The organism is Rhizobium cauense (assembly GCF_019511525.1).
In the GTDB taxonomy this organism is placed as follows: Bacteria; Pseudomonadota; Alphaproteobacteria; order Rhizobiales; family Rhizobiaceae; genus Rhizobium; species Rhizobium cauense.
Genome location: NZ_JAEUAT010000007.1, coordinates 212,707 through 234,271, shown reverse-complemented (window position 1 = coordinate 234,271; position 21,565 = coordinate 212,707). Strand labels below are relative to the sequence as shown.

15 protein-coding genes are annotated in these 21,565 nt (G+C 60.4%); 6 read left to right on the top strand and 9 right to left on the bottom strand.

Going from position 1 to position 21,565, the window contains the following annotated elements:
* Positions 1-107: 107 nt before the first annotated feature.
* Positions 108-2,420 carry an NADP-dependent malic enzyme gene (locus JNB88_RS15695; RefSeq protein WP_037128324.1) on the bottom strand — a complete coding sequence of 771 codons (2,313 nt, stop codon included), beginning with the start codon at positions 2,418-2,420 and terminating at the stop codon, positions 108-110.
* Between the two features lie 230 nt (positions 2,421-2,650).
* On the opposite strand from JNB88_RS15695, the gene JNB88_RS15690 reads away from it, so the two are divergent.
* Both JNB88_RS15690 and JNB88_RS15685 read left to right on the top strand, forming a co-directional pair.
* The gene (locus JNB88_RS15690) at positions 2,651-3,475 is read left to right on the top strand and encodes a UDP-2,3-diacylglucosamine diphosphatase (RefSeq protein ID WP_220356256.1); all 825 of its coding nucleotides are present in this window, start codon (positions 2,651-2,653) and stop codon (positions 3,473-3,475) included.
* A gap of 162 nt (positions 3,476-3,637) precedes the next feature.
* Positions 3,638-4,858, top strand: coding sequence for an MFS transporter (locus JNB88_RS15685; protein ID WP_220356255.1), 1,221 nt, complete (start codon positions 3,638-3,640; stop codon positions 4,856-4,858).
* Here JNB88_RS15685 and dgcA read toward each other — a convergent pair.
* Entirely contained in the window at positions 4,810-5,793 is a 984-nt protein-coding gene (gene dgcA, locus JNB88_RS15680) for an N-acetyl-D-Glu racemase DgcA (protein WP_220356254.1), read from the bottom strand. The two genes, JNB88_RS15685 and dgcA, sit on opposite strands and share 49 nt — an antisense overlap.
* A gap of 99 nt (positions 5,794-5,892) precedes the next feature.
* Here dgcA and JNB88_RS15675 point away from each other — a divergent pair, with 99 nt between their 5' ends.
* Genes JNB88_RS15675 through JNB88_RS15660 form a run of 4 tightly spaced genes read left to right on the top strand, consistent with a single transcriptional unit; the run spans position 5,893 to position 9,925 of the window.
* Entirely contained in the window at positions 5,893-7,059 is a 1,167-nt protein-coding gene (locus tag JNB88_RS15675; protein WP_220356253.1) for an ABC transporter permease, read from the top strand.
* A gap of 3 nt (positions 7,060-7,062) precedes the next feature.
* Entirely contained in the window at positions 7,063-7,914 is an 852-nt protein-coding gene (locus JNB88_RS15670) for an ABC transporter ATP-binding protein (protein ID WP_220356252.1), read from the top strand.
* Between the two features lie 9 nt (positions 7,915-7,923).
* Entirely contained in the window at positions 7,924-9,294 is a 1,371-nt protein-coding gene (locus JNB88_RS15665) for an MlaD family protein (RefSeq protein WP_220356251.1), read from the top strand.
* A gap of 22 nt (positions 9,295-9,316) precedes the next feature.
* Positions 9,317-9,925, top strand: coding sequence for an ABC-type transport auxiliary lipoprotein family protein (locus JNB88_RS15660; protein ID WP_220356250.1), 609 nt, complete (start codon positions 9,317-9,319; stop codon positions 9,923-9,925).
* Between the two features lie 57 nt (positions 9,926-9,982).
* Here JNB88_RS15660 and JNB88_RS15655 read toward each other — a convergent pair whose 3' ends face one another.
* The 7 genes from JNB88_RS15655 to JNB88_RS15625 form a co-directional block, all read right to left on the bottom strand.
* Positions 9,983-10,690 (bottom strand): NapC/NirT family cytochrome c, encoded by a 708-nt coding sequence (locus JNB88_RS15655; protein ID WP_037129166.1) that lies wholly within the window; start codon positions 10,688-10,690, stop codon positions 9,983-9,985.
* 5 nt (positions 10,691-10,695) lie between these two features.
* Positions 10,696-11,196 carry a nitrate reductase cytochrome c-type subunit gene (locus JNB88_RS15650; protein ID WP_037128309.1) on the bottom strand — a complete coding sequence of 167 codons (501 nt, stop codon included), beginning with the start codon at positions 11,194-11,196 and terminating at the stop codon, positions 10,696-10,698.
* Positions 11,166-13,670, bottom strand: a complete 2,505-nt coding sequence (napA, locus tag JNB88_RS15645) for a periplasmic nitrate reductase subunit alpha (protein ID WP_220356249.1) — start codon at positions 13,668-13,670, stop codon at positions 11,166-11,168. Before napA ends, JNB88_RS15650 begins: the two co-directional genes overlap by 31 nt.
* Complete coding sequence (locus JNB88_RS15640; protein WP_220356248.1) at positions 13,645-13,929, bottom strand: chaperone NapD; 285 nt, start codon at positions 13,927-13,929, stop codon at positions 13,645-13,647. The genes napA and JNB88_RS15640 overlap by 26 nt, the downstream gene beginning before the upstream one ends.
* A complete protein-coding gene (gene napF, locus JNB88_RS15635; RefSeq protein ID WP_220356247.1) occupies positions 13,922-14,425 on the bottom strand; it encodes a ferredoxin-type protein NapF in 504 nt (167 codons plus the stop codon). Before napF ends, JNB88_RS15640 begins: the two co-directional genes overlap by 8 nt.
* Before the next feature lie 8 nt (positions 14,426-14,433).
* The gene (napE, locus tag JNB88_RS15630) at positions 14,434-14,628 is read right to left on the bottom strand and encodes a periplasmic nitrate reductase, NapE protein (protein WP_037128304.1); all 195 of its coding nucleotides are present in this window, start codon (positions 14,626-14,628) and stop codon (positions 14,434-14,436) included.
* 143 nt (positions 14,629-14,771) lie between these two features.
* Positions 14,772-21,248: an apolipoprotein A-IV repeat region-like domain-containing protein gene (locus tag JNB88_RS15625; RefSeq protein ID WP_220356246.1), complete on the bottom strand. Its 6,477-nt coding sequence runs from the start codon at positions 21,246-21,248 to the stop codon at positions 14,772-14,774.
* Between the last annotated feature and the right edge of the window lie 317 nt (positions 21,249-21,565).

The following is a 21,565-nucleotide window of genomic DNA, read 5'->3' as shown; positions in this document are numbered from 1 at the left end:
GGTGAGCAGGTCATGAGGCGCAGCGTCAAGCCGCGCCTTCATCATTAGCTCGTTTGCTTTAACGAGTTACGTTGGAGTCTTAGCGCATTTTCTCGATCGGTCGCAAATCACGCTGGCTGTGAAGCCTCGACGACGGCGAGGGCTGCCATGTTGACTACACCGCGGGATGTCACCGAAGGGGCCAGGATGTGCGCCGGGAGTGCAGCACCAAGTAGGATCGGCCCGACATGCAGTCCGTCGATCATCGACTTCACGACGCCGAGGGTAATGTTTGCCGCATCGAGGTTCGGGAAGACCAGCAGGTTCGCCTCGTCATGAAGGGTGGTGTCGGGCATGACGCGCTTGCGCAAGGCGTCGGAGATCGCGCTCTCGCCATGCATCTCGCCGTCCACTTCCAGTTCAGGCGCCGCTTCACGCACGAGCTTGAGGGCGGCGCGCATCTTCGTCGCACTCTCGGACTCACGTGAACCGAAGTTCGAATGGGATACGAGGGCAGCCCGCGGCGTGATGCCGAAGCGCTTGATTTCCTCGGCAGCAAGAACCGTCGACTCGGCAATCTCTTCCGCGGTCGGATTGAAGGTGACGTAGGTGTCAGTGAAGAAGGTGGCCCCGCGCTGCGAGATTAGCAGGCTGAGCGCCGAGAAGTCGCAGACGTCGTGTCGCTTGCCGATGATCTGGCGGACATCGCGCAGATGCTTCTCGTAGCGGCCTTCGAGGCCACAGATAAGTGCGTCCGCTTCGCCGCGCTTCAGCGCCAAGGCGCCGATGACAGTCGTGTTCGTACGAACGATGGTACGCGCTGCCTCGGGGATGACGCCGCGACGCCCAACGAGCGAGAAGTAGAGATCGACATATTCGCGGAAGCGTGGATCGTCCTCCGGGTTGATGACGTCGAAATCGGCCAGCGGACGAATGCGAAGGCCGTAGCGCTTCAGGCGGGTCTCGATGACTTGCGGGCGGCCGATCAGGATCGGTTTGGCAATGCCTTCTTCCAGCAGGACCTGGGCGGCGCGCAATACCCGCTCGTCCTCGCCTTCGGAGAAGATGACACGCTTGCTTTCGGCATTCTTCGCTGCCGCGAAGATTGGCTTCATGATGAAACCGGAGCGGAAGACGAAGCGGTTGAGCTGGTCGAGATAGGCGTCGAAGTCACCGATCGGGCGCAGGGCGACACCGCTCTCGGCAGCCGCCTTCGCGACCGCCGGAGCGATACGCAGGATCAGACGCGGGTCGAAAGGCGATGGGATCAGGTAGTTCGGGCCGAAGACCGGCGTCTCGCCCGAGTAGGCGCGCGCGGCGACGTCGGAAGGTTCTTCGCGGGCAAGTGCGGCGATGGCGCGCACGGCCGCCATTTTCATTTCTTCGTTGATCGTGACCGCACCGCAATCGAGCGCGCCGCGGAAAATATAGGGGAAGCAGAGAACGTTGTTCACCTGGTTCGGGAAGTCGGAACGACCCGTGCAGATCATCGCATCGGGCCGCGCAGCGCGGGCGAGATCGGGCATGATCTCCGGCGTCGGATTGGCGAGCGCCATGATCAGCGGTTTATCGGCCATCTGCGCCAGCAATTCAGGCTTGAGCACACCGGCGGCGGAGAGACCGAGGAAGACGTCGGCACCGCCGATGTTATCGGCAAGCGTGCGCGTGTCGCTCTTCTGCGCGTAGACGCTCTTCCATTCGTCCATGAGTTCGGTGCGGCCTTCGTAGACCAGACCTTCGATGTCATGGACCCAGATATTTTCGCGCTTGGCGCCGAGCGTCACGAGCAGATTGAGGCAGGCGAGGGCGGCAGCACCCGCGCCGGAGGCAACGATCTTGACCTCGTCAATCTTCTTGTTGGCGAGTTCCAAGCCATTGAGGATCGCGGCAGCGACGATGATGGCGGTGCCATGCTGATCGTCATGGAAGACCGGGATTTTCATGGTTTCGCGGAGCCGGCGTTCGATCTCGAAACATTCCGGCGCCTTGATGTCCTCGAGATTGATGCCGCCGAAGGTCGGTTCGAGCGAGGCGACGGTCGAGACCATCTGGTCGACGCTCGATGCATCGACTTCGATGTCGAAGACGTCGATGTTGGCGAACTTCTTGAAGAGAACCGCCTTGCCTTCCATCACCGGCTTTGACGCCAGCGGGCCTATATTGCCGAGACCGAGAACGGCCGTGCCGTTGGAAATGACCGCGACGAGGTTGGCGCGCGACGTATAGTCCGCCGCTGTTTCAGGATTGTCGCGGATCGCGAGACAGGGCGCAGCAACGCCGGGGGAGTAGGCAAGAGCCAGGTCGCGCTGGTTTCCGAGTGGCTTGATCGCCTGGATCTCGAGCTTGCCCGGACGCGGATAGCGATGGAAGTAGAGCGCCTGCTCGTCGAGGCTTCCACCTGCCAAATTCTTTTCCGTCTTGGATTTTTCCTGATGATCCATCATCGCCTCCGGGCTGCCGCACATGCTGTCTTTTAACTGCCTTCAATACATCAAACGGGATGGCGGAACAGTCGGAATTTCCATTCGCAATGCGAAAACAGCGCAAATCAGCCCTGACCGCGGCGCAGGTCTGGAAGGACCAGAAAAATCAGGCGTGGCAACGGCATGTCATCTTCCTGAAACACGACTCTGGTTTTGGAAGGACAGGTGAACGATGGGACACGAGCAGGATGCTTGTGAGGGATAACATGGATACGCGGCACTTCCGTACGCTTTTCATTTCCGATGTGCATCTCGGCTCGAAGGCCGCGAAGGTGGATTTCCTGCTCGATTTTCTGAAGCACCACGACGCGGACACCATTTTCCTGGTCGGTGATATTATCGATGGCTGGCGGTTGAAGCGCAGCTGGTACTGGCCGCAGGACTGCAACGACGTGGTTCAAAAGCTGTTGCGCAAGGCCCGCAAGGGAACCCGTGTCATCTACATCCCAGGCAATCACGACGAATTTCTCCGCGATTTTCCGGGTACGCATTTCGGCGGCATCGAGGTCGCCGAGCGGATGATGCACGAGGCGGCCGACGGCAAGAAATACCTGGTCCTGCATGGCGACGAATTCGACGTCGTCGTCCGCAATGCGCGTCTGCTCGCCTATCTCGGCGACTGGGCCTACGACATGGCGATCATGATCAACATCGGCCTCGCAGCCATCCGCCGCCGGATGGGAATGCCATACTGGTCGTTTTCCGCGTGGGCGAAGCTGCAGGTCAAGCATGCCGTCAATTTCATAGGCGAGTTCCAGCGCGTTGTCGCCGACGAAGCCCGCAAGCATGGCGCCGACGGCGTGATCTGTGGCCACATTCATCATGCCGTCATGGAAGACATGGATGGCATCCGCTACATCAATACTGGTGACTGGGTCGAAAGCTGCACGGCGATCGTTGAACATCAGGATGGTACATTTGAACTGATCGAATGGCGTTCCATGAGCGGCACGCAACCGATCCCGATGGCGATCGGTCATCGCGAAAAGGACGTCGCGCCGCAGGCCGCCTAGCCGCTTTTTCTCAATCTGAAAATTCCAAACATCAATTTAGCCCGTTGTGTCTTTGCGACAGGCCCAATTTATTTTTTAAAACGTTTTCAAATGGCAATTTCTTGCCATAGTCGCTCTTTGGTTGACGTGTTAGGCAACGATCAGTTTCCTTCAGGTCAAACCATGATTCCCGCTCAAAATCCTCCGATGGGTGAGGGTGCGCCACCGCGCTTCCGGCTTCTCAGCGCCTTGTCCTACTGTGCGCCGTTGCTCGTCAACGGCGTGGCGCTGCCGTTCTTCCCGATGTGGCTTGCGCTGCACGATTTCAACGACCACGAGATCGGCGTCATCCTGGCTGTGCCCATGGTCGTACGCGTGCTCGTCGCTCCCATCGTCGCGATGTATGCCGACCGGATGAAGGAGCGGGCGGATGTGCTGCTGTTTTCCGGGATCCTGTCGCTACTCACGGCAGTTGCGCTCTATTGGACGAGCACATTCTGGCCGGTGTTGATCGTCTACACGATCCAGGGAGCAACTTTTGCCTGCTATGTCCCGGTCGTTGAATCGATCGTGATCTCGGGGGTTCGGCGCTGGGGTCTGGACTACGGTTCGATGAGGGTCTGGGGCTCGGTCGCCTTCATTGTTTCCACCCTGATCGGTGGGGAGTTGATAAGGTATTGGGGCGGCGAGATGGTGCTGCCCGTCATGATTTTCGGCTTCGTCATGACCGTGGTGATGGCGGTCTATTGCCCTCGGATCGGTCCGACGCGCCGGCGCGGCACGCCCGTCGATATCTCAGCCGCCACGGGAAGCTCGCTGCGGCAACCGCATCTGCTGGCATTGCTGATCGGCGTCGCAATCCAGCAGTCGAGCCACGCGGTCCTACAGGCCTTCGCGACGCTGTATTGGCGTGATCTCGGCTTTTCCGGCACACAGATTGCGTTGCTGTGGAGTGCCGGCGTTGCCGCAGAGGTAACTGTCTTCTTTCTGTCCCGGCGGCTCAGCCGTCGCTTCAGCGCCTGGACCCTCATTCGGTTCGGTGCGGCGGTCAGCGTCTGTCGTTGGATCCTCTTTCCCATGCATTGGAGCTTCTGGGGCTTCTTCCTGCTTCAATGCATGCATTCCTGCACCTACGCCTTTGTGCACACGGGCGTGCAGAGACGGATCGTTGCCTCGGTGCAGGAGACACAGGAATCATCGGCGCAGGGAGCCTATTTCTTCTATAACGGCATGTTCATGGGGCTGATGACCATCGCCTCTGGCTACATTTACGCCGCGCTCGGGCTCGCAAGCTACTACGTCATGGCGGTGGTCGCGCTCGTCGGGTTGGGGCTCGTCATTGTTGCCTACTATCTTCAGCCCCAAAGCGCCGCATCCGGTGGCCAAACCAGAGAGGCGGCGTAACGCAGACCAGGTTCGCGGTCGCGTGCGAGGAGCAGCGGACCGTCGAGATCGACGAAATCGACGCCCTGTGCCAGCAGCACGGCAGGCGCCATCGCCAGCGAGGTGCCGACCATGCATCCGACCATGATCCTGAAATCAAGGCGTTGTGCCTCCTTCTTCATGGCCAGCGCCTCGGTAAGGCCGCCGGTCTTGTCGAGCTTGATGTTAATCGCGTCATAGCGGTCGCGAAGGCTCGCGAGGTCGCCTGTGTGGTGAACACTTTCGTCGGCGCAGACGAGGACCGGTCGCTGGATCTCGGCCAGCAGCTCGTCCTTGCCTGCCGGTAGGGGCTGTTCGACCAAGGCAACGCCGACCTCGGCGGCAACGCGAAGATGATGCTCGAGCGCGTTTTCCGGCCAGCCTTCGTTGGCATCGAGGATGATGGCTGCATCGGGTGCAGCAAGACGAACGGCACGGATGCGACTTTCGTCGTCACCGGTACCTACCTTGACCTTCAGCAGCGCGCGATCAGCGTTCGCACGTGCCTGGGCCGCCATGACTTCGGGCTCGCCGAGCGAGATCGTAAAGGCGGTCGTTAGCGGCTGGGGCCGTAGGAGACCCAATCGAGCGACGACCGAACTAGCAGAGCGCTTGGCCTCCAGGTCCCAAAGGGCGCAATCGACCGCGTTGCGTGCGGCTCCCGGGGGCATTGCGTGCTGTAGCTCCTCGCGCGTCAGGCCAGCCTCTACAAGTGGTCTGACGGCCTCGATCTGAGCGGCGACGCTTTCCAGCGTCTCTCCATAGCGGCGATAGGGGACGCACTCGCCTCGGCCAATCATTCCGCCGTCGCCTATCGTGCAGAGGGTCACCTCAGCCGATGTTTTGGCGCCGCGAGAGATCGTGAACGTGCCTGCGATGGGGAAGGAGTCCGTCTGAATTTCAAGTGACCGTGGCATATTTGCAATCCTGCGCGCATGGAAATTTGGTGCGGCTTGGGTATAGTGATCCGAAGCGGCGAACCGTTAGTTCGCGAGTCGGCAATGTCGCCGTAAGCCTTGAAAGACACAAGCGTTTTGAAGTCGGAAACCCGTAGCGCTGCCTCTCTGCATGTGGACGATCGTGGCCATGGTTCGGGCCAGTACGTTCATCTCGATGGAAATTGGCGAAGTGCAAACCTGCATCTGGTTCTGCGCGACTTCGAAAAGCTCACCCGCGGCAAGAGCGACCTGACCCTCGACCTTTCCGGCGTGACGGATATCGATACGGCAGGCGTCTGGCTGCTCTGCCGGCTGAAGAAGCAGGTGGAGGGGGCGGGCGGAAGCGTGCGCTTCGAAGGCAGCAACCCGCATATCGACGAAATGATTGCGGAGTTCTCGCAGGAGCCACCGCAACCCGAGCAGGAGCCGCAGCAAAAAGCGAGCTGGCAGGAGAAGATCTTCGCCCCGATTGGCAAGATTTCCCTGGATATCTGGAACAACCTTGCTGCTGCGATGTACATCCTGGGGTCCGCGGTTCGCGGCGCGCAGATGAAATTCGGGCGGGGCAGCGGCGTCTCGCCCGCGTCGATCGTCAACCAGATCGACCATATGGGCGTGCGCGCGGTTCCGATCATCCTGCTGATGTCGTTCCTGATCGGCGCGATCATTGCGCAGCAGGGCGCGTTCCAGCTGCGCTACTTCGGCGCCGAAGTTTTCGTCGTCGATCTCGTCGGCATTCTTCAGCTTCGTGAAATCGGTGTGCTTCTGACGGCCATCATGATCGCCGGCCGTTCCGGTAGTGCGATCACGGCCGAAATCGGCTCGATGAAGATGCGCGAGGAAGTGGATGCGTTGAAGGTGATGGGGCTGAATCCCATCGGCGTCCTCATTTTTCCGCGGCTGGTTGCGCTCACTGTGGCGCTACCTCTTCTGACCGTTATCGCGAACTTTGCGTCGCTCTTCGGCGCGGCGGTGGTGGCATGGGGCTACTCCGGTATCACCTTCGCCAACTTTGTCGCGCGCCTGCACGAGGCCATTACGTTGTCGACGGTGCTCTCGGGGATGATCAAGGCACCTTTCATGGCGTTGGTTATCGGTATCGTCGCGGCTGTAGAGGGCTTAAAAGTAGGCGGTAGCGCTGAGTCGCTTGGCCAGCATGTCACGGCTTCGGTGGTGAAGGCGATCTTCGTCGTTATCCTCATGGACGGGCTTTTTGCCATGTTCTATGCGGCGATCAATTTCTAAGGATTGTACGTGGACGGACTGCAGGTAGAGACCGGAAACAATGAAGGACGGGATGTCGTGCTCTCAGCGCGCGGCGTAACCGTGGGTTTCGGGTCGAAAGTCGTTCTCGACAATCTCAATCTCGATATCTATCGCGGTGAAATCCTTGGCTTTGTCGGAGCGTCGGGGACGGGCAAGTCTGTTCTGATGCGGACAGTGCTGCGCCTGCTGCCGCGCCGCTCAGGCAACATCACGATATTGGGTCAGGACTTCGACGATCTGGACGAACCGCAGCGCAATGCGCTCGACATGCGTCTCGGTGTGCTGTTTCAGCAAGGGGCGCTGTTTTCTTCCCTGACAGTCAAGGAGAACATTCAGGTTCCGATGCGCGAGTATCTGGACCTGCCGCAGTCGCTGATGGACGAGTTGGCGCACCTCAAGATCCGGCTCGTTGGGCTGGCGGCAGATGCGGCGGACAAATACCCGTCCGAGCTTTCCGGTGGCATGATCAAGCGCGCAGCATTGGCGCGCGCTCTTGCGCTCGACCCGGAACTGGTTTTCCTCGATGAGCCGACCTCGGGCCTCGATCCGATCGGTGCCGCGGAGTTCGACGAGCTGATTGCGAGGCTCAGGGATACCCTTGGCCTGACCGTCTACATGGTCACCCACGACCTCGACAGTCTGTTCTCCGTCTGCGACCGCATTGCCGTGCTTGGCAAGAAGCGGGTGATGGTCGAGGGAACGATCGACGACATGCTGGCCTACGACGATCCATGGGTTCAGGCTTATTTCAAGGGCAAGCGGGCGCGTTCGATCGTGCCACAGAGTGGCCACGCCGGCGAAGACAGCCTGGCGCAAGATAGCCGCGGGAAGTGAGCGGATACGATGGAAACAAAAGCGAACTATACGATTGTCGGCTTCTTCACGGTGCTTGTCATCGCGGCGGCGTTCGGCTTCGTCTATTGGATGGCCGAGTACGGGCGGGGCGGGCCGATGGCCGAACTGATTGTACGCATCCCCGGCTCCGCCAACGGCTTGAGCGTCGGTTCGCCGGTGCGGTTCAACGGTATCCAGGTGGGATCGGTCAAGTCTCTGTCGATTGATGCGGACGATCCGAGCTTCTCGCTGGCGTTTACGGAAGTCCGGGTAGATGCGCCGATCTATCCTTCAACGAAGGCCATTCTCGAAATCCAAGGTCTGACCGGTGCGGCTTATATCGAGCTCTCCGGTGGTAAGATCGGCGAGAAGAACATCCTTCAGCAATCGATCGATACGGGCAAACGCGCGGTCATCGTCGCTGACCAATCGAGCGTGACGAACCTTCTGGCGACAGCGGACAAGATCCTGGACCGGGCGAACGATGCAGTTGGCCAAATCCAAGGGTTTGTGAAGGATGCGCGCGGACCGCTGACGAAGACATTGCAGAATGCCGAGACGTTCTCTGACGCGCTGGCGAAGAACTCCGGCAACATCGATTCGTTCCTGCAGAGCGTCGGACAGCTGTCCGAGACTGTCCGGAAAGTCTCAGGTCGCGTCGACTCGACGCTGGAGGCGGTTGAAGCGCTGGTGAAAGCCGTGGATGCGAAGAAGATCGATACGATCCTCAGCAATGCGGAGAAAGTCAGCCGCGACGTCGCGGATGCGTCGGGCAACCTCAAGGGAGCGATCGCGACGTTCCAGGAAACGGCGACGACCTACAACAACCTCGGCAAGAAGGCGCAGGCAACGCTTGATCGGGTGGATACATTGGTAGCGCAGATCGATCCGGCGAAGCTCAAGGGATCCGTCGACGACATCTCGCAGGCAACCAAGGACGCGCGCACTGCCGTGGCATCGATCAAGGATGTGGCGAATACCGTGTCGGCTCGCCAGAAGGATATCGATCAGACCATCCAGAACGTGTCGCAGATGGCAAACAAGTTGAACTCAGCCTCGACGCGTGTGGACGGCATTCTGATCAAGCTCGATGCACTGCTTGGAACTGACAACACGCAGTCACTCTTTGCGCAGGCGCGAGATACGCTTACCTCATTCAAGAAGGTTGCTGACAACCTGAATTCACGCATCGGTCCGATAGCGGACAATCTGCAGAGGTTTTCGAACGGCGGATTGCGCGATCTGCATTCGCTCATCGACGATACGCGCTCAACAGTTCAGAATCTCAACAGCGCGATCAGCGATTTCGACCGCAATCCGCAGCGGCTGATTTTCGGCGGGGACACGGTAAAGCAATATGACGGCCGGACGCGGCGATAAAAGAGATATTAGGGGAACGCATATGGCCGTATCGGATCTGTTGCAGCGTTGTTCGTGGCTATCCAGCACCGCGATCGCGCTGCCGCTATTGGTGGGCCTTGCTGGTTGCGGGACAGCCGCCAAGAACGATACGTTTGATCTATCGGGATCGGTGACCGGCACCGGGCCGGCGGCAAGAGGTCGTCAGATCCTCGTGCAGCAACCAACCGCGCTGAAGGCGCTCGACAGCGAACAGATCGTCGTACGGGTGGCTCCGTCGCAAATACAATACCTTTCGAGGGCGCAATGGGGCGACAAGCTCCCGCGTCTGGTTCAGTCGAAGCTCGTCGAAACCTATGAAAACTCCGGCAAGCTCGGCGGCGTCGGTGTCCCTGGCCAGGGGCTGGCCATCGACTATCAGCTCGTGACTGATATCCGTTCTTTCGAAATTGACACGAGCGGCGGCAGCCGCGCGGTTGTCGAGATTTCGGCAAAGATCGTCAATGATCGAAACGGTTCGGTACGGGCCCAGAAAGTGTTCCGACAAGTCGTTCCGGCCGGTGGATCGAATGAAGCCCTCGTCAAGGGGCTGGATCGTGCGTTCTCGAGCGTATCGGCCGAGATCGTCAACTGGACGCTGCAGACGATCTAATGCGCGATGCCGGGCAGGCGGTGTCTGAGGGGATCGCGCTGGCGATATCGCTTGGCACTACTCGGGCATTTTGAACGACGGCGCGTGCGCTTCCGCGATCGCCTTCTCGAGATCATCGATCGGCGTTGCATTCACCATCTTCTTGCCTTCCAACTCCTTCGGCATCTTCCAGCCGGGATCGATACCTTCCATGTTCGGAAGCTCGTGGGCGATGCCTTTGTGGCAGTCGATGCAGGTCGCCTGGCCCGACAGAAGATAGCGGGTATGTATCTCAGCGGCGCGCTGGGTCTGTTTCTGGAGATCCATCGCGACGGAAGAGTGGCAGTTGCGACATTCCAGGCTGTCGTTTGCCTTCATGCGGGCCCATTCATGCTGGGCAAGCTCCAGCCTCTTCTCCAGGAACTTTGATCGGGTATTGATGGTGCCGAATATCTTGCCCCAGACCTCCTTGGAAGCCTGCATCTTGCGGGCGATCTTGTCGGTCCATTGATGCGGCACATGGCAGTCGGGACAGGTCGCCCGTACGCCTGAGCGATTTGAGAAGTGGATAGTGCGTGAAAGCTCCTGGTACACGTTGTCGTGCATCTCGTGGCAGGACGTACAGAATTTTTCGGTATTGGTGATTTCAAGCGCGGTGTTGAACGCGCCCCAGAACATGACGCCGCCGATGAAGCCGCCGAGCGTCAGGACGCCGAGGCCGATGGTTGCCGCCGGCGTCGTCAATATCGACCATGCCCACAGAATCGCTTTCTTGGCCCATGCGATCATCGTCACTCGCTCCCGGCGGGTTTGAAGCCCAGCTCGCTCATATCCTTGAATTCACTGGGTACGAGCGGTGGAGTATCTGCCTGGGGAACATGGCAGGCAGTACAGAAGTAGCGACGCGGGGAGACGTCGGCGATCATCTGCCCGTCTCTGGTCATATAGTGCGTGACGCTGATCATTGGGGCGCCGCTGTCCTGCGTGAACTCACGCTTGTGGCAGGAGAGACAGCGGTTGGCGTTCACCGACAGCTCGTAGCCTTCGATGGAGTGCGGGATGATCGGCGGCTGGTCTGGATAGGCGCGCATCTTGCGCTTGTCGTCGACGATCCACTTTGGCAGGGGCATGGCGGCCCCTGTCTTCATCGAGGGTGTCGGTCCCTCCAGCTGAGGCACCGTCTGTTGTGCCATCTGAGCGAGGGAAGCTGTCGCGACAAATACCAGCAGACCTGCTGCGACTGCCTTCCATTCCGGTCGCCTTAGACGGCGGAAAGAATCTTGACCGCGCATTTTTTGAAATCCGTCTGTTTCGAGATGGGATCGGTTGCGTCGAGAGTGACCTTGTTGATCAATTGGCTGGCGTCGAACCACGGAACGAATATGACGCCGGCTGGCATACGGTTTCTGCCCCTGATGTCGACGCGGGAACGAATTTCACCGCGCCGCGAGACGATACGCACCTCGGCACCCTGATTGATGCCTCGCTTGCGGGCGTCTTCGGCGTTCATGAAACATCGCGCCCCGGGGAATGCTCGGTAGAGCTCTGGTACCCGCATGGTCATCGACCCGGAGTGCCAATGTTCGAGGACGCGGCCCGTTACCAGCCAGAAATCGAACTCGTCGTCGGGAGATTCGGCGGGCGGCTCGTAGGGGACTGCGAGGATGACAGCGCGCCCATCCGGCTGGCCGTAGAACTTGACGCCTTCGCCGGGCTTTACATAGGGGTCGTAGCCTTCGCGATAGCGCCAGCGCGTCTCCTGGCCGTTGACAACTGGCCAGCGCAGACCTCGAACCTCGTGATACATGTCGTACGGCGCGAGGTCGTGGCCATGACCCCGGCCGAAGGATGCATATTCTTCGAACAGACCTTTCTGGATGTAGAAGCCGAACTCCTTGGCTTCGACATTGTCATACTCGGCGTTGATTTCGCTCAGCGGAAAACGATCGACCTCGCCGTTCTTAAACAGCACGTCGAACAGGGTCTTGCCCCGATATTGCGGATTGGCGTCGAGAATCTCTTGCGGCCAGACCTCCTCGGTTGTGAACCGCTTGGAAAACTCGACGAGCTGCCAAAGGTCGGAACGTGCCTCGCCCTTTGCCTGGACCAGTTGGTGCCAGACGTGGGTTCGACGTTCCGCGTTTCCGTATGCGCCTTCCTTCTCGACCCACATGGCGGCCGGAAGAATGAGATCCGCGCTCATCGCCGTGATGGTCGGATAGGCGTCCGACACGACAATGAAGTTTTCTGGGTTCCGATAGCCTTGCCAAGTCTCGTTGCTCGTGTTGGGGCCGGCCTGAACGTTGTTATTGACCTGGACCCAATAGAAATTGAGCTTGCCATCCTTCAGCATGCGATCCTGCTGGACAGCATGAAAACCCGGCTTGTCCGGAATGATCCCGTGCGGAACGTGCCAGATTTCCTCGGCATGCTTGCGGTGCTCGGGGTTCGTCACGGTCATGTCGGCCGGGAGACGATGCGCGAAGGTGCCGACCTCGCGGGCGGTTCCGCAGGCAGAGGGCTGGCCGGTAAGCGAGAAGGGGCTGTTGCCCGGTTCGGATATCTTTCCTGTGAGCAGGTGGAGATTGTAGACCATCTGGTTCGCCCAGACGCCGCGGACGTGCTGGTTGAAACCCATCGTCCACAATGACATCACCTTGCGGTTCGGATCGGCATAGAGTTCTGCCAGCTGCTTCAGAAACGCCGGATCGACACCTGTCATTTTGGCCGTTTTTTCCAAGGTGTATTCGGCGACGAACTCCTTGAACGCGTTGAAATCCATCGGTTCGGTCTTGCCTGGATCCTTGGCGTTGGCAGCGTTGACTTCTACCGGATTGTCCGGACGCAGGCCGTAGCCGATATCGTCGACACCTTTTGCGAATTTCGTGTGATCCCGGACGAAGGCCTCGTTCACACGCCCAGTCTGGATGATGTGGTTCGCGATGTAGTTGAGGATCGCGAGATCGGTCCCCGGCTTGAATACAATCGGGATATCGGCGAGGTCCATGCTTCTATGCGTGAAGGTTGAAAGCACGGCGACGCGGACATGTGGCTGCCCGAGGCGACGGTCGGCGACGCGGGTCCACAGGATCGGATGCATTTCCGCCATGTTGGAACCCCAGAGCACGAAGGCATCGGCGTTCTCGAAGTCGTCGTAGCATCCCATCGGCTCATCCATACCGAAAGTCCGCATGAACCCGTAGGCGGCCGATGCCATGCAGTGCCGAGCGTTCGGGTCCAGGTTATTGGACCGGAAACCCGCGCGCATCAGCTTTGTGGCGGCGTAGCCTTCGAAGATCGTCCACTGACCGGAGCCGAACATGCCGACAGCGGTAGGACCCTTCTCCTTCAGAACCTTCTTGCATTGGGCGGCCATCACATCGAAGGCTTCGTCCCAGCTGACCGGCTCGAACTCGCCGTCCTTGGCATAGACGCCGTTTCGCTTGCGCAGCAGGGGGGTCTGCAGTCGATCTTCGCCGTACATGATCTTGGACAGGAAGTAGCCTTTGATGCAGTTCAGGCCGCGATTGACCTCTGCCTGCATGTCTCCATGTGTGGCAACGACCTGACCTTCCTTGACACCGACCATGACGCCACAGCCGGTTCCGCAAAATCGGCAGGGCGCCTTCGACCACTTGATTTCCAGTGCGCTGACACCCCCGGGCACCGGCTGTGCATTTACTGGAAGCGCGATCCCCGCTGCTGCGGCGGCAAATGCAGCGGCTTGCGCCTTGAGTACATCACGCCTCTTCACTTGCCCCGTCATGGTCCTGCATCTCCTCTTCGACATGCTCGAAAACCATGTTCGCCGCGATCACGCCATCGAGCAGCGAGATCTGCGACAGACGATCACCGAGCGCTCCTGTGCTCTGTCCTTCGATGACGACGACAATCTTGCCGCCGCCATGACCGTAGATTTCAACGTTCTCCATCCGCGCCAGTGCTTGAAGTACGGCCTCGGTGCTCGACGGGATGGTAGCGACAACTGCGCTTGAGACATGATAGTGCGATGGCGGTTCATGCATTGGCCATCTCCGTTGTGCGAGGAATCAGCGTGAGGGCGCCGACTGGGCAGATCGCAAGGCACGCGCCACAACCGCTGCAGACATCTCCGTTGAGATCTGGAACAAATGGACCGCCAATACGCGGGCGGAACCGAATTGCCTGCTCCGGGCACACCTCTCCACACGATTGGCAAGCAATGTTCTGCTTCGCGAGGCAGCCGTCGCTCACCGCCGCGATATGAGGAAATCGGTCAACGGGTTCTGACGCAAATACAGGTTCCGGGCATACGTTCTTGCATTCCCCGCAGAACGTGCACTCTCCCCGCATGAAATCCAGCGAGGGAAATCCGCCCGTCAGGCGGATTATGTTGGTCGGACATCGCTCCTCGCACCGTCCGCAGCCAGTGCAGGCCTCGATAAGCGCCTCGGCGGACGTTCCGGGCGGGCAAATCCCAGCGTAGCCCTCGGATCGATTGCCGGAAAGAAATTGGCGTCGAGAGAGGGATGGCTGGGACATGGCGATCCTCAATGCAGGGACGCAGGAGGCCCCGGAGGGCCGAAGACGATCTGGAACATCCATACGAGGAAGCCGTAGCCGCCGACGACACCGACAGCGACGAGTGGCCAGATCCCGAATGCCAGGATCAAAAAGGCAAGCAGCTCGATCCGTCGCCGCGAACGCGGATCATCACCCTTACGAGCATCGGCAAGCTCAGGCATGGTGGCCTCCCTTTGCAACCGACGATAACATAGCCACATCACCGTGGGTAGTGTGAGTTCGATTTAGCTGCAAAATGCGACGGCGAGAAAACGTGGCCGAAAAAATGAAAATGGCCGCCTTTCGGCAGCCATTTCGTTCTGTCTTAGCTCAGTCGTCCTGCGGCGTGAGCAAGCATCGTATAAACCTTGCCCGTATCGGAGGTCAGATAGGATTGCGTAATCGACTTGTCGCGATCGCCGCGTGAGACGTCTGCGAGCAACTTCTCGAAATCGGCGATGTAACGATCGACTGCGGTACGGAACTCCGGCTCGCGATCATACTTGCGCTTGATCTCGTCGAAGGTCTGCTGCCCCTTCAGGGTATAGAGACGGCGGGTAAACACATCCCGTTCGCCGCGCTGATAGCGGCGCCACAGGTCGACGGATGCATCGTGATCGATTGCGCGGGCGATATCGACCGAAAGCGAATTCAGCGACTCGACGACGTGGCGCGGGTTGCGGCTGTCTGCGGCGCGGGCAGGGGTCGGCGCGGCGGTCTCTGCGCGTGGTGCCGGTTGCCGTGCCGGTGCTTCTTCGGCGGCTTCCTCGCGCGATGCGCCACGCAGGAGGTCGCTGATCCAGCCGCCGCCTGCCGGCGTTGCCGGCGCGGCAACGGGCGCGCGCTGCGGTGCCGCGGCTGTAGGCGCGGACGAGCCCAGCGAGCCGCGCAGACCGACGTTTTCAATTGGCGCGGGCGTTATGGCGGTCGTCACTGAAGGAGCCGGTTGCGGCACTTGCTGGGTGACGGCCGGTTGGGCAGGACGAGGCGCAGGCTGGGGCTGCGGAATGGCCCGGGGTGCGGGCTCCGAAATCTCCAGCTGTTGCGTCGAGCGGCCGACGATGTGCGAGATGTCCTGCAGCGCCTTGATCTGCTCGGCGACGGCGCGGCGCATGGCGGCGGCGCTTTCCTTGGCCTCTTCGGGAAGATCGAATGCACCGCGCTTCAGCTCGCTGCGGGTCATATCGAGTTCCTTGCGGATGTCGCCAGCGGAGCGGCGGATCTCCTCGGTCGCGCCGGAGAAGCGGGCAACCGCCTCCTCGACTGCCTCGCGAAGCGACTCGCGCATTGTCTGGGCAGCGCCGTCCGATGCACGACCTGCCTCGCCCAACATACGCTCGACCTCCGACAGCGAAGCCGTCAGGCCGCCGCGCAGCCTGTTTGAAAGCTCGCTGGAGCGACGCTCGGCATTGCCGAATGCGCCGTCAATCGTCGCGTTGGCGTCTTCGCCGGCCTTGACGAGTGCGGCACGCATGGTCGCCGCTGCTTCTTCCGCACGCTTCTCGGTTTCGGTGAGAACCCGGCCGATATCGGAGAACGAGGACTGTACGCTCTCGCGGAGTGTACCGCTGACCTGGTTCGAACGCTGTTCAGCACGATCGAAGGCTGACTCAACCATGCCGCCCAGAGAACGCATGGTCTTTTCAATTTCCTCGGAGCGCTGCACGAGACCGACGGAAAGGTTCTGAAGCGCGGTTTCGCGATCTTCGAGCGTCGAGACGAGGTTCGACTGCGCCGCCGCAAGCAGGCCCGATGCCTGGCTCAGCACCTTGGAATGCTCGTCGAAGCGACCGATGATGCCGCCGACCTGAGCGAGCGTCTGACCCGAAATGTCGGACAGGCGATCGACCTTGCCTTCGAGCAGGCGCGTCGAGGCGGAAACCATTTCTGCGGCCTTGGATGCGGATTCCGTGAAGCGCGAGGTCGTGTCGCCGAGGCGGCCATCTACTGCCGCCAGATCCTCGGCCGCACGGCTCATCATCTGGCCCATCGCGGAGCTGTTGTCCGACAGACGCTCGATCAGCTTGTTGACGTTGGCAAGCAGGCTGCTCTCCATAGCGTCGACGGCCGAAGACGCACTCTCGGTGCGTGCGGCGATCGCATTGACGAGAGCCTCGTTCTCGCTGCGCAGCCGTTCGGTGCTGTGCGCGGTCGCTGCTGTAATGCGCGCGGCTGCTTCCTTGCCAGCCTCGGCGTAGCGGTCGATCAACGGGCGCGCGGTCTCGTCGAGGATGCGCGACAGTTCCGTATTGCGGCCCGCAAGCATCGAGTTGAGTTCGCGTGTGCGATCGTCAAGTGTCGCCCGAATGGCGCTGCCGCGCGCCTCGAGTGCCTTCTCCACATCGGTCAGAGTGGAGTCGATCTCGCGTGTGCGGTCCTCGAGGCTTGAGCGGATCGCGTCGCCACGAGCTTCGAGCGCACGTTCCACTTCCGCCATGGTCGAAGCGATTTCCTGGCTTGCATCGGAAATCGTTGTGCGGATGCCTGCACCATGGTTTTCGAAGGTAGTCTGGGCGTCGCCCAGCGCACGCGAAATGGCACCAACCTGCCCACTCACCAGAGTTTCGGCTTCGGCAACCTTCTTGACGATCGCGTTGCCAGCCTCGGAGAAGGTCTGAGCAACGGCCGCCGCCTGGCCAGCCAAGCGGTTCTGCGCTTCGGAGACGCGCCCGACGATCTGTTCGGAACGCTCTTCGATGGCGCGGTTGAACTCGGTGCTCTTGGCTTCGAGGTTTTCGGCAAACTGCTGTCCGGTGCGGCCCAGGTTCTCCGCAGCGCGGGTCGCTTCGTCGTCCATGCCCTGTGTCGTTTCGGCAACGGCGCTGCGCAGTGAGGCGGCGAGGCCGGCGGCCTTGCCTTCGATCGTGCGATTGACCGCATCGAGACCGACAGTGAGAGCCCGGTCCATTGTCGACAGGCGTTCTTCGATGCGGGCGCTGCCACGCTCCATCGCCTCGCCGATGCTTGCCGTGCGGGTGTCAATGCCCGAGGTCAGATCGGACGTCCGGCCGTCGATCGTTTCGGCAAACTTTGTAGCGCTTTCGTCAAGTGCTGCTGCAATGCGGCCTGTCGCTTCTTCGCCGAGCGTGCCAATGCGCGATATGCCATCGGACAATGTGTTGGAGAGGCGGCTGCCCGCGGCATCGACCTGCTCGGCCACGCCGCCGACGCCGTCGCGGATGCGGTTTTCAAGGGCGGTAAGACCGGCTTCGACACGAGAACCGGTTTCTGCAAAGCGGCCCGTCATGCCCTCGATCGACTGATCGAGCTGCGAGGAGAACGTCTCTGCCGAGCGCGAGATTTCGCCGGCAGCCTCCTGGAAGCGACCGGCAATATGGCCGGTGCTGTCGCGAAGGCGATCTTCCAGTGCCCGGCCGCTGTTGTCGATGGTCTGGCGGAGGGAGGCTTCGTGATCTTCGAGCGACATTTCCAGCATGCCGACGCTGGTCGCGATTGACGCTCCGATGGTCGTCGCCTGGTCGGACAGTGTATCACTGATACGTGTGTGAGCATCGGCAAGTGCGAGATTGATCGCCTGTTCGCGATCAGCCAGCGTCGAACGAATGCGTTCGTGAGCCGAATCCAGGCCGCCTTCGATGCGTGTGGCCGCATTGCCGGTTAGAGCTTCAAAGCGATCATGCGCCGCGGCAAGGCCACCTTCGATGCGCGATGCTGCATCGCCGTGCAATGTCTCCAGCCGCTCATGAGCGTTGCTCAGGCTGTATTCGATGCGGGAAGCCGCATTGCCGGTCAGTTGCTCGATACGGTCTCCACCACTGGCCAGCGTGCCGGCAAGCGTCGATGCGTGATCACTCAGCGAGCGCTCGAGGCGGTCCTGGCTCTCTGTGTAGGCGTTGCGGATTGCGTCGGACTTGTCGACGAGGGCGCCGGCGACGCGAGATTCCGCGCCGGCCACGGTATCGAGCAAGGCGTTCGTACGCGCCTCCAGCGCATCATCAAAGCGGCTCTGGCTTTCGCTGAAGGAAACAGCGAGCGCCATTGCCTTCTCGTCGAGCGTATCCGAAAGGCGGTCCTGGACCGTGGCAATCGAATTCGCGATCGTGTCCACACGTCGGCTGAGTGCGTCCTCGATCCGGCTATGACCCTCGTTCAGCGATACGGCGAGCGCCATGACGCGATCGTCCAGCGCCTCGTTGATCCGATCATGTCCGCCAGTGAGCGCGTTGCCGATCGCTTCGGAATGGTGACCGAGCGTGTCTTCAAGGCGAGTCTGGCTTTCGTTTAGGGAGATGGCGAGTGCCATGGCCCGGTCGTCGAGAGCTTCGGTGAGCTTGTCGTGGCCACCAGCGATCTGGCTCGCGATGGTTTCGACATGATGACCGAGCGTGTCGGCGAGACGAGACTGTCCCTCGCTAAGGGAAATAGCCAGCGCCATCGCCTTGTCATCGAGAACTTCGTTGAGTTTCTCATGCGTGCCGGCGAGCTGATTTGCAACCGCGTCGACATGAAGGCCGAGCGTATCGGAAAGGCGCGACTGGCTCTCGTTGAGGGAGATGGCAAGCGCCATCGCCTTGTCATCAAGCGTATCTGCCAGCTTGTCGTGGCCGTTGGCGATCGAGGCGGCAATCGCTTCGGCTCGCTTGGAAATCGTATCCTCAAAGCGGTTCTGGCTCTCATCGAGGGAAATGGCCAGCGTCATCGCCTTGTCGTCAAGCGTGTCGGCGAGCCGCTCATGGCTGCCGGAGACGGCGCTGATGATTGCCTCGGAGCGGCTTGCAAGCGTGCTCTCGAAGCGGTCCTGGCTGTCGGCGAGTGCAGCGGTGAGGGCGCCGCCGCGATCGGTCATTACCCCGTCGATCCGCTCATGCGCGGAATCGAGCGCCTGCGTGATATCGGCAGCGCGCCTGGAGATCATCGAGTTCAGTTCATCGGCACGGCCGAAGGCTGAGGTAATCTGCTCGGTTCCGGCGGAAACAGCAGAGCTCAAGTCAGATGTCGTCGACAGCAGCGTGTTGCGGAACTCGCTGGCCCGTGCAGAGAGATTGTTGTGGAGTTCCGACGTGCCAGATGCGAGCGCCAGCGACACTTCGGAGGTCGCATGGCTCAGCGCCGAGGTCATTTCCGCGGTGTGCGTATGGATCGCCTCCGTCACTTCGGACACCTTGCCCGCCAGCGAACTCTCCATCACTTCCTGGCTGGTGGCGAGTGCAGTGGCCAGTGCAAAGGACTGATCGGTCAGAGACGAGCCGATCCGTTCGATGCTCGAGCTCAGGATGCCGTTCAGCGAATCCGAGCCGCCGGTCAGCGTCTCGTTGATGCGGTTGAGGCTCTCGATAAGCTTTGTATCAAGCGAGCCGGCGCGCTGGTCGAAGGCATTTGCGAATTCCGCGACGCGCTCATCGAACGAGGTCGAGAGTTGCGCAACGGTCGCCTGCAGCCTTTCGTCAAAGAAGCCGGAGCGCAGATCGAGATCCATGATGGTGTCGTCGACGCTCGATTGCAGGCTATGGCGGAAGCTCGAGCCCTTTTCGTCGAGTGCGCTGTTCAGCTTCGAGAGAACGTCGTCCAGCGTGGTGCTGATGGTGCGTTCACCACCAGTCAGGCTCTCGTTGATTTCACGTGTGCGGGCGATCAGGATTTCGTTCAGCTGACGAGCCCGGTCGTTCAGGGCCGCATTCAGCTTCTCGGCGTTGCTGTCCATCGTCGAGGCGCGCGTCTCGAACTGCCGGAGGATCTGTTCCCCATGGTCGCTCAGGCTAGACGTGAGGGAATCAAGCCGCGTGTCGAACTCGTTGGTGAGCGCAAATCCAGAGGAAGTCAGCGTTTGCAGCAACGAATCCGTCTTGGCAGCAAGTAGCGTACCCAGCGACTGGATCGCCGATTCCGACTTCTCGGTGATGGCCGCAGCACGCGTGTCGATCATTGAGGCGAAAGCTTCGCCCGAAGTCGCCAGGCGCACGGCGATCTCTTCCGTCGCCAGCGAAAGGTCTTCCTTAAGCTGATCGTGGACGCCGGCAATCGAGGTGCGGATACGCTCGGCGTGATTGACGATCGCTTCGCGCTCGGAGCCGAGCTCGTGTACGAGACCACGCACTCGCAGTTCATTGTCGGCGTAGCTGCGCTCGAGCGCATTGACCTCGGAGTGGACGAGGGTTTCGAGTTCCGAAGCGCGCGCAATGGTACGCTCGATGCCTTCGTTCATCGCCGACACTTCACGACGAACGGCCTGGCCGACAGTCATGATGCGCTCGGAGGCAACGGTCTCCGGTTCGGAGAGGCGAAGTGCGACTTCCGCCATCGAGCGAGCTGCATTGCGCATGTCCTGGGCGCGGGCCATCATGACGGCGAAGGCATAGAACAGCAGCACCGGCACGATAATGCCAATGAAGCCGGCGATGACGCCCGGAAGCGCCAAAAGATCGGAAAGGGAGCGGATCTCCCAGATCTGGGGCGAATAGAGCAGGGCCATCAGGCCAAGCCCTGCGACGATCCAGAGAAGCGACACGATGGTTGCGTTGCGGATAGCTGATCGGCTGGATCCGTTCTCCAAGGACTTCAGCAGCGAAGCTGGAGATATCCGGTTAGCGTCGTTGGCGGCGAAGGACGGCGCGCGGGACGGCTGCTCGGGCTGGCGAGGCGTGTTGGCGGGGCGCGCGCGCTTGGCTTCCTTGGAGGTCTGTTGACCGCGGGCACTAGGTGTTTCAGGCAATTTGGCCTCCGGGGCGTCGGTCTTGCCGTTGCGAGACAGCGTATCGTCTTCTCCGAAGTCGATCTGGAGCGCTTCGTCCAATGCCTTGAACGCCTTGTCCTCGATCGACTCGTTGTACTTGTTGTTCGCCATTTACGTTACGCCTCGTTACATCCCAGCCGGTTCAACAACGCATCCGGGCCTTTCCGCCGAGCCCGAACAAAACCTTAGCCTCTGAGCCCGCCCGCCTACATTGCCGAAGGCGGATAAGCATATCATTTCAGAGTGGATAGCTGCTTTTTCATACAGACGGTATCAAAACATTACCATTATCCACTTGGCGAGCAAAGGCAGGTACCGGAGAGCTCGCCCAGTAGTACCGTAGTGACACATCCGGGACTGCTAGACAATTAACGCAACCGGTCAAATCCCCTGATATTAATGTCTTGTTAACATCATTTAATAAACGC

Bases quoted from the DNA above. Each gene is read 5' to 3' on its own strand.
- JNB88_RS15695 (WP_037128324.1), bottom strand. From the start codon at position 2,420: ATGGATCATCAGGAAAAATCCAAGACGGAAAAGAATTTGGCAGGTGGA.
- JNB88_RS15690 (WP_220356256.1), top strand. From the start codon at position 2,651: ATGCTTGTGAGGGATAACATGGATACGCGGCACTTCCGTACGCTTTTC.
- JNB88_RS15685 (WP_220356255.1), top strand. From the start codon at position 3,638: ATGATTCCCGCTCAAAATCCTCCGATGGGTGAGGGTGCGCCACCGCGC.
- dgcA (WP_220356254.1), bottom strand. From the start codon at position 5,793: ATGCCACGGTCACTTGAAATTCAGACGGACTCCTTCCCCATCGCAGGC.
- JNB88_RS15665 (WP_220356251.1), top strand. From the start codon at position 7,924: ATGGAAACAAAAGCGAACTATACGATTGTCGGCTTCTTCACGGTGCTT.
- JNB88_RS15660 (WP_220356250.1), top strand. From the start codon at position 9,317: ATGGCCGTATCGGATCTGTTGCAGCGTTGTTCGTGGCTATCCAGCACC.
- JNB88_RS15650 (WP_037128309.1), bottom strand. From the start codon at position 11,196: ATGCGCGGTCAAGATTCTTTCCGCCGTCTAAGGCGACCGGAATGGAAG.
- napA (WP_220356249.1), bottom strand. From the start codon at position 13,670: ATGACGGGGCAAGTGAAGAGGCGTGATGTACTCAAGGCGCAAGCCGCT.
- JNB88_RS15640 (WP_220356248.1), bottom strand. From the start codon at position 13,929: ATGCATGAACCGCCATCGCACTATCATGTCTCAAGCGCAGTTGTCGCT.
- napF (WP_220356247.1), bottom strand. From the start codon at position 14,425: ATGTCCCAGCCATCCCTCTCTCGACGCCAATTTCTTTCCGGCAATCGA.
- napE (WP_037128304.1), bottom strand. From the start codon at position 14,628: ATGCCTGAGCTTGCCGATGCTCGTAAGGGTGATGATCCGCGTTCGCGG.
- JNB88_RS15625 (WP_220356246.1), bottom strand. From the start codon at position 21,248: ATGGCGAACAACAAGTACAACGAGTCGATCGAGGACAAGGCGTTCAAG.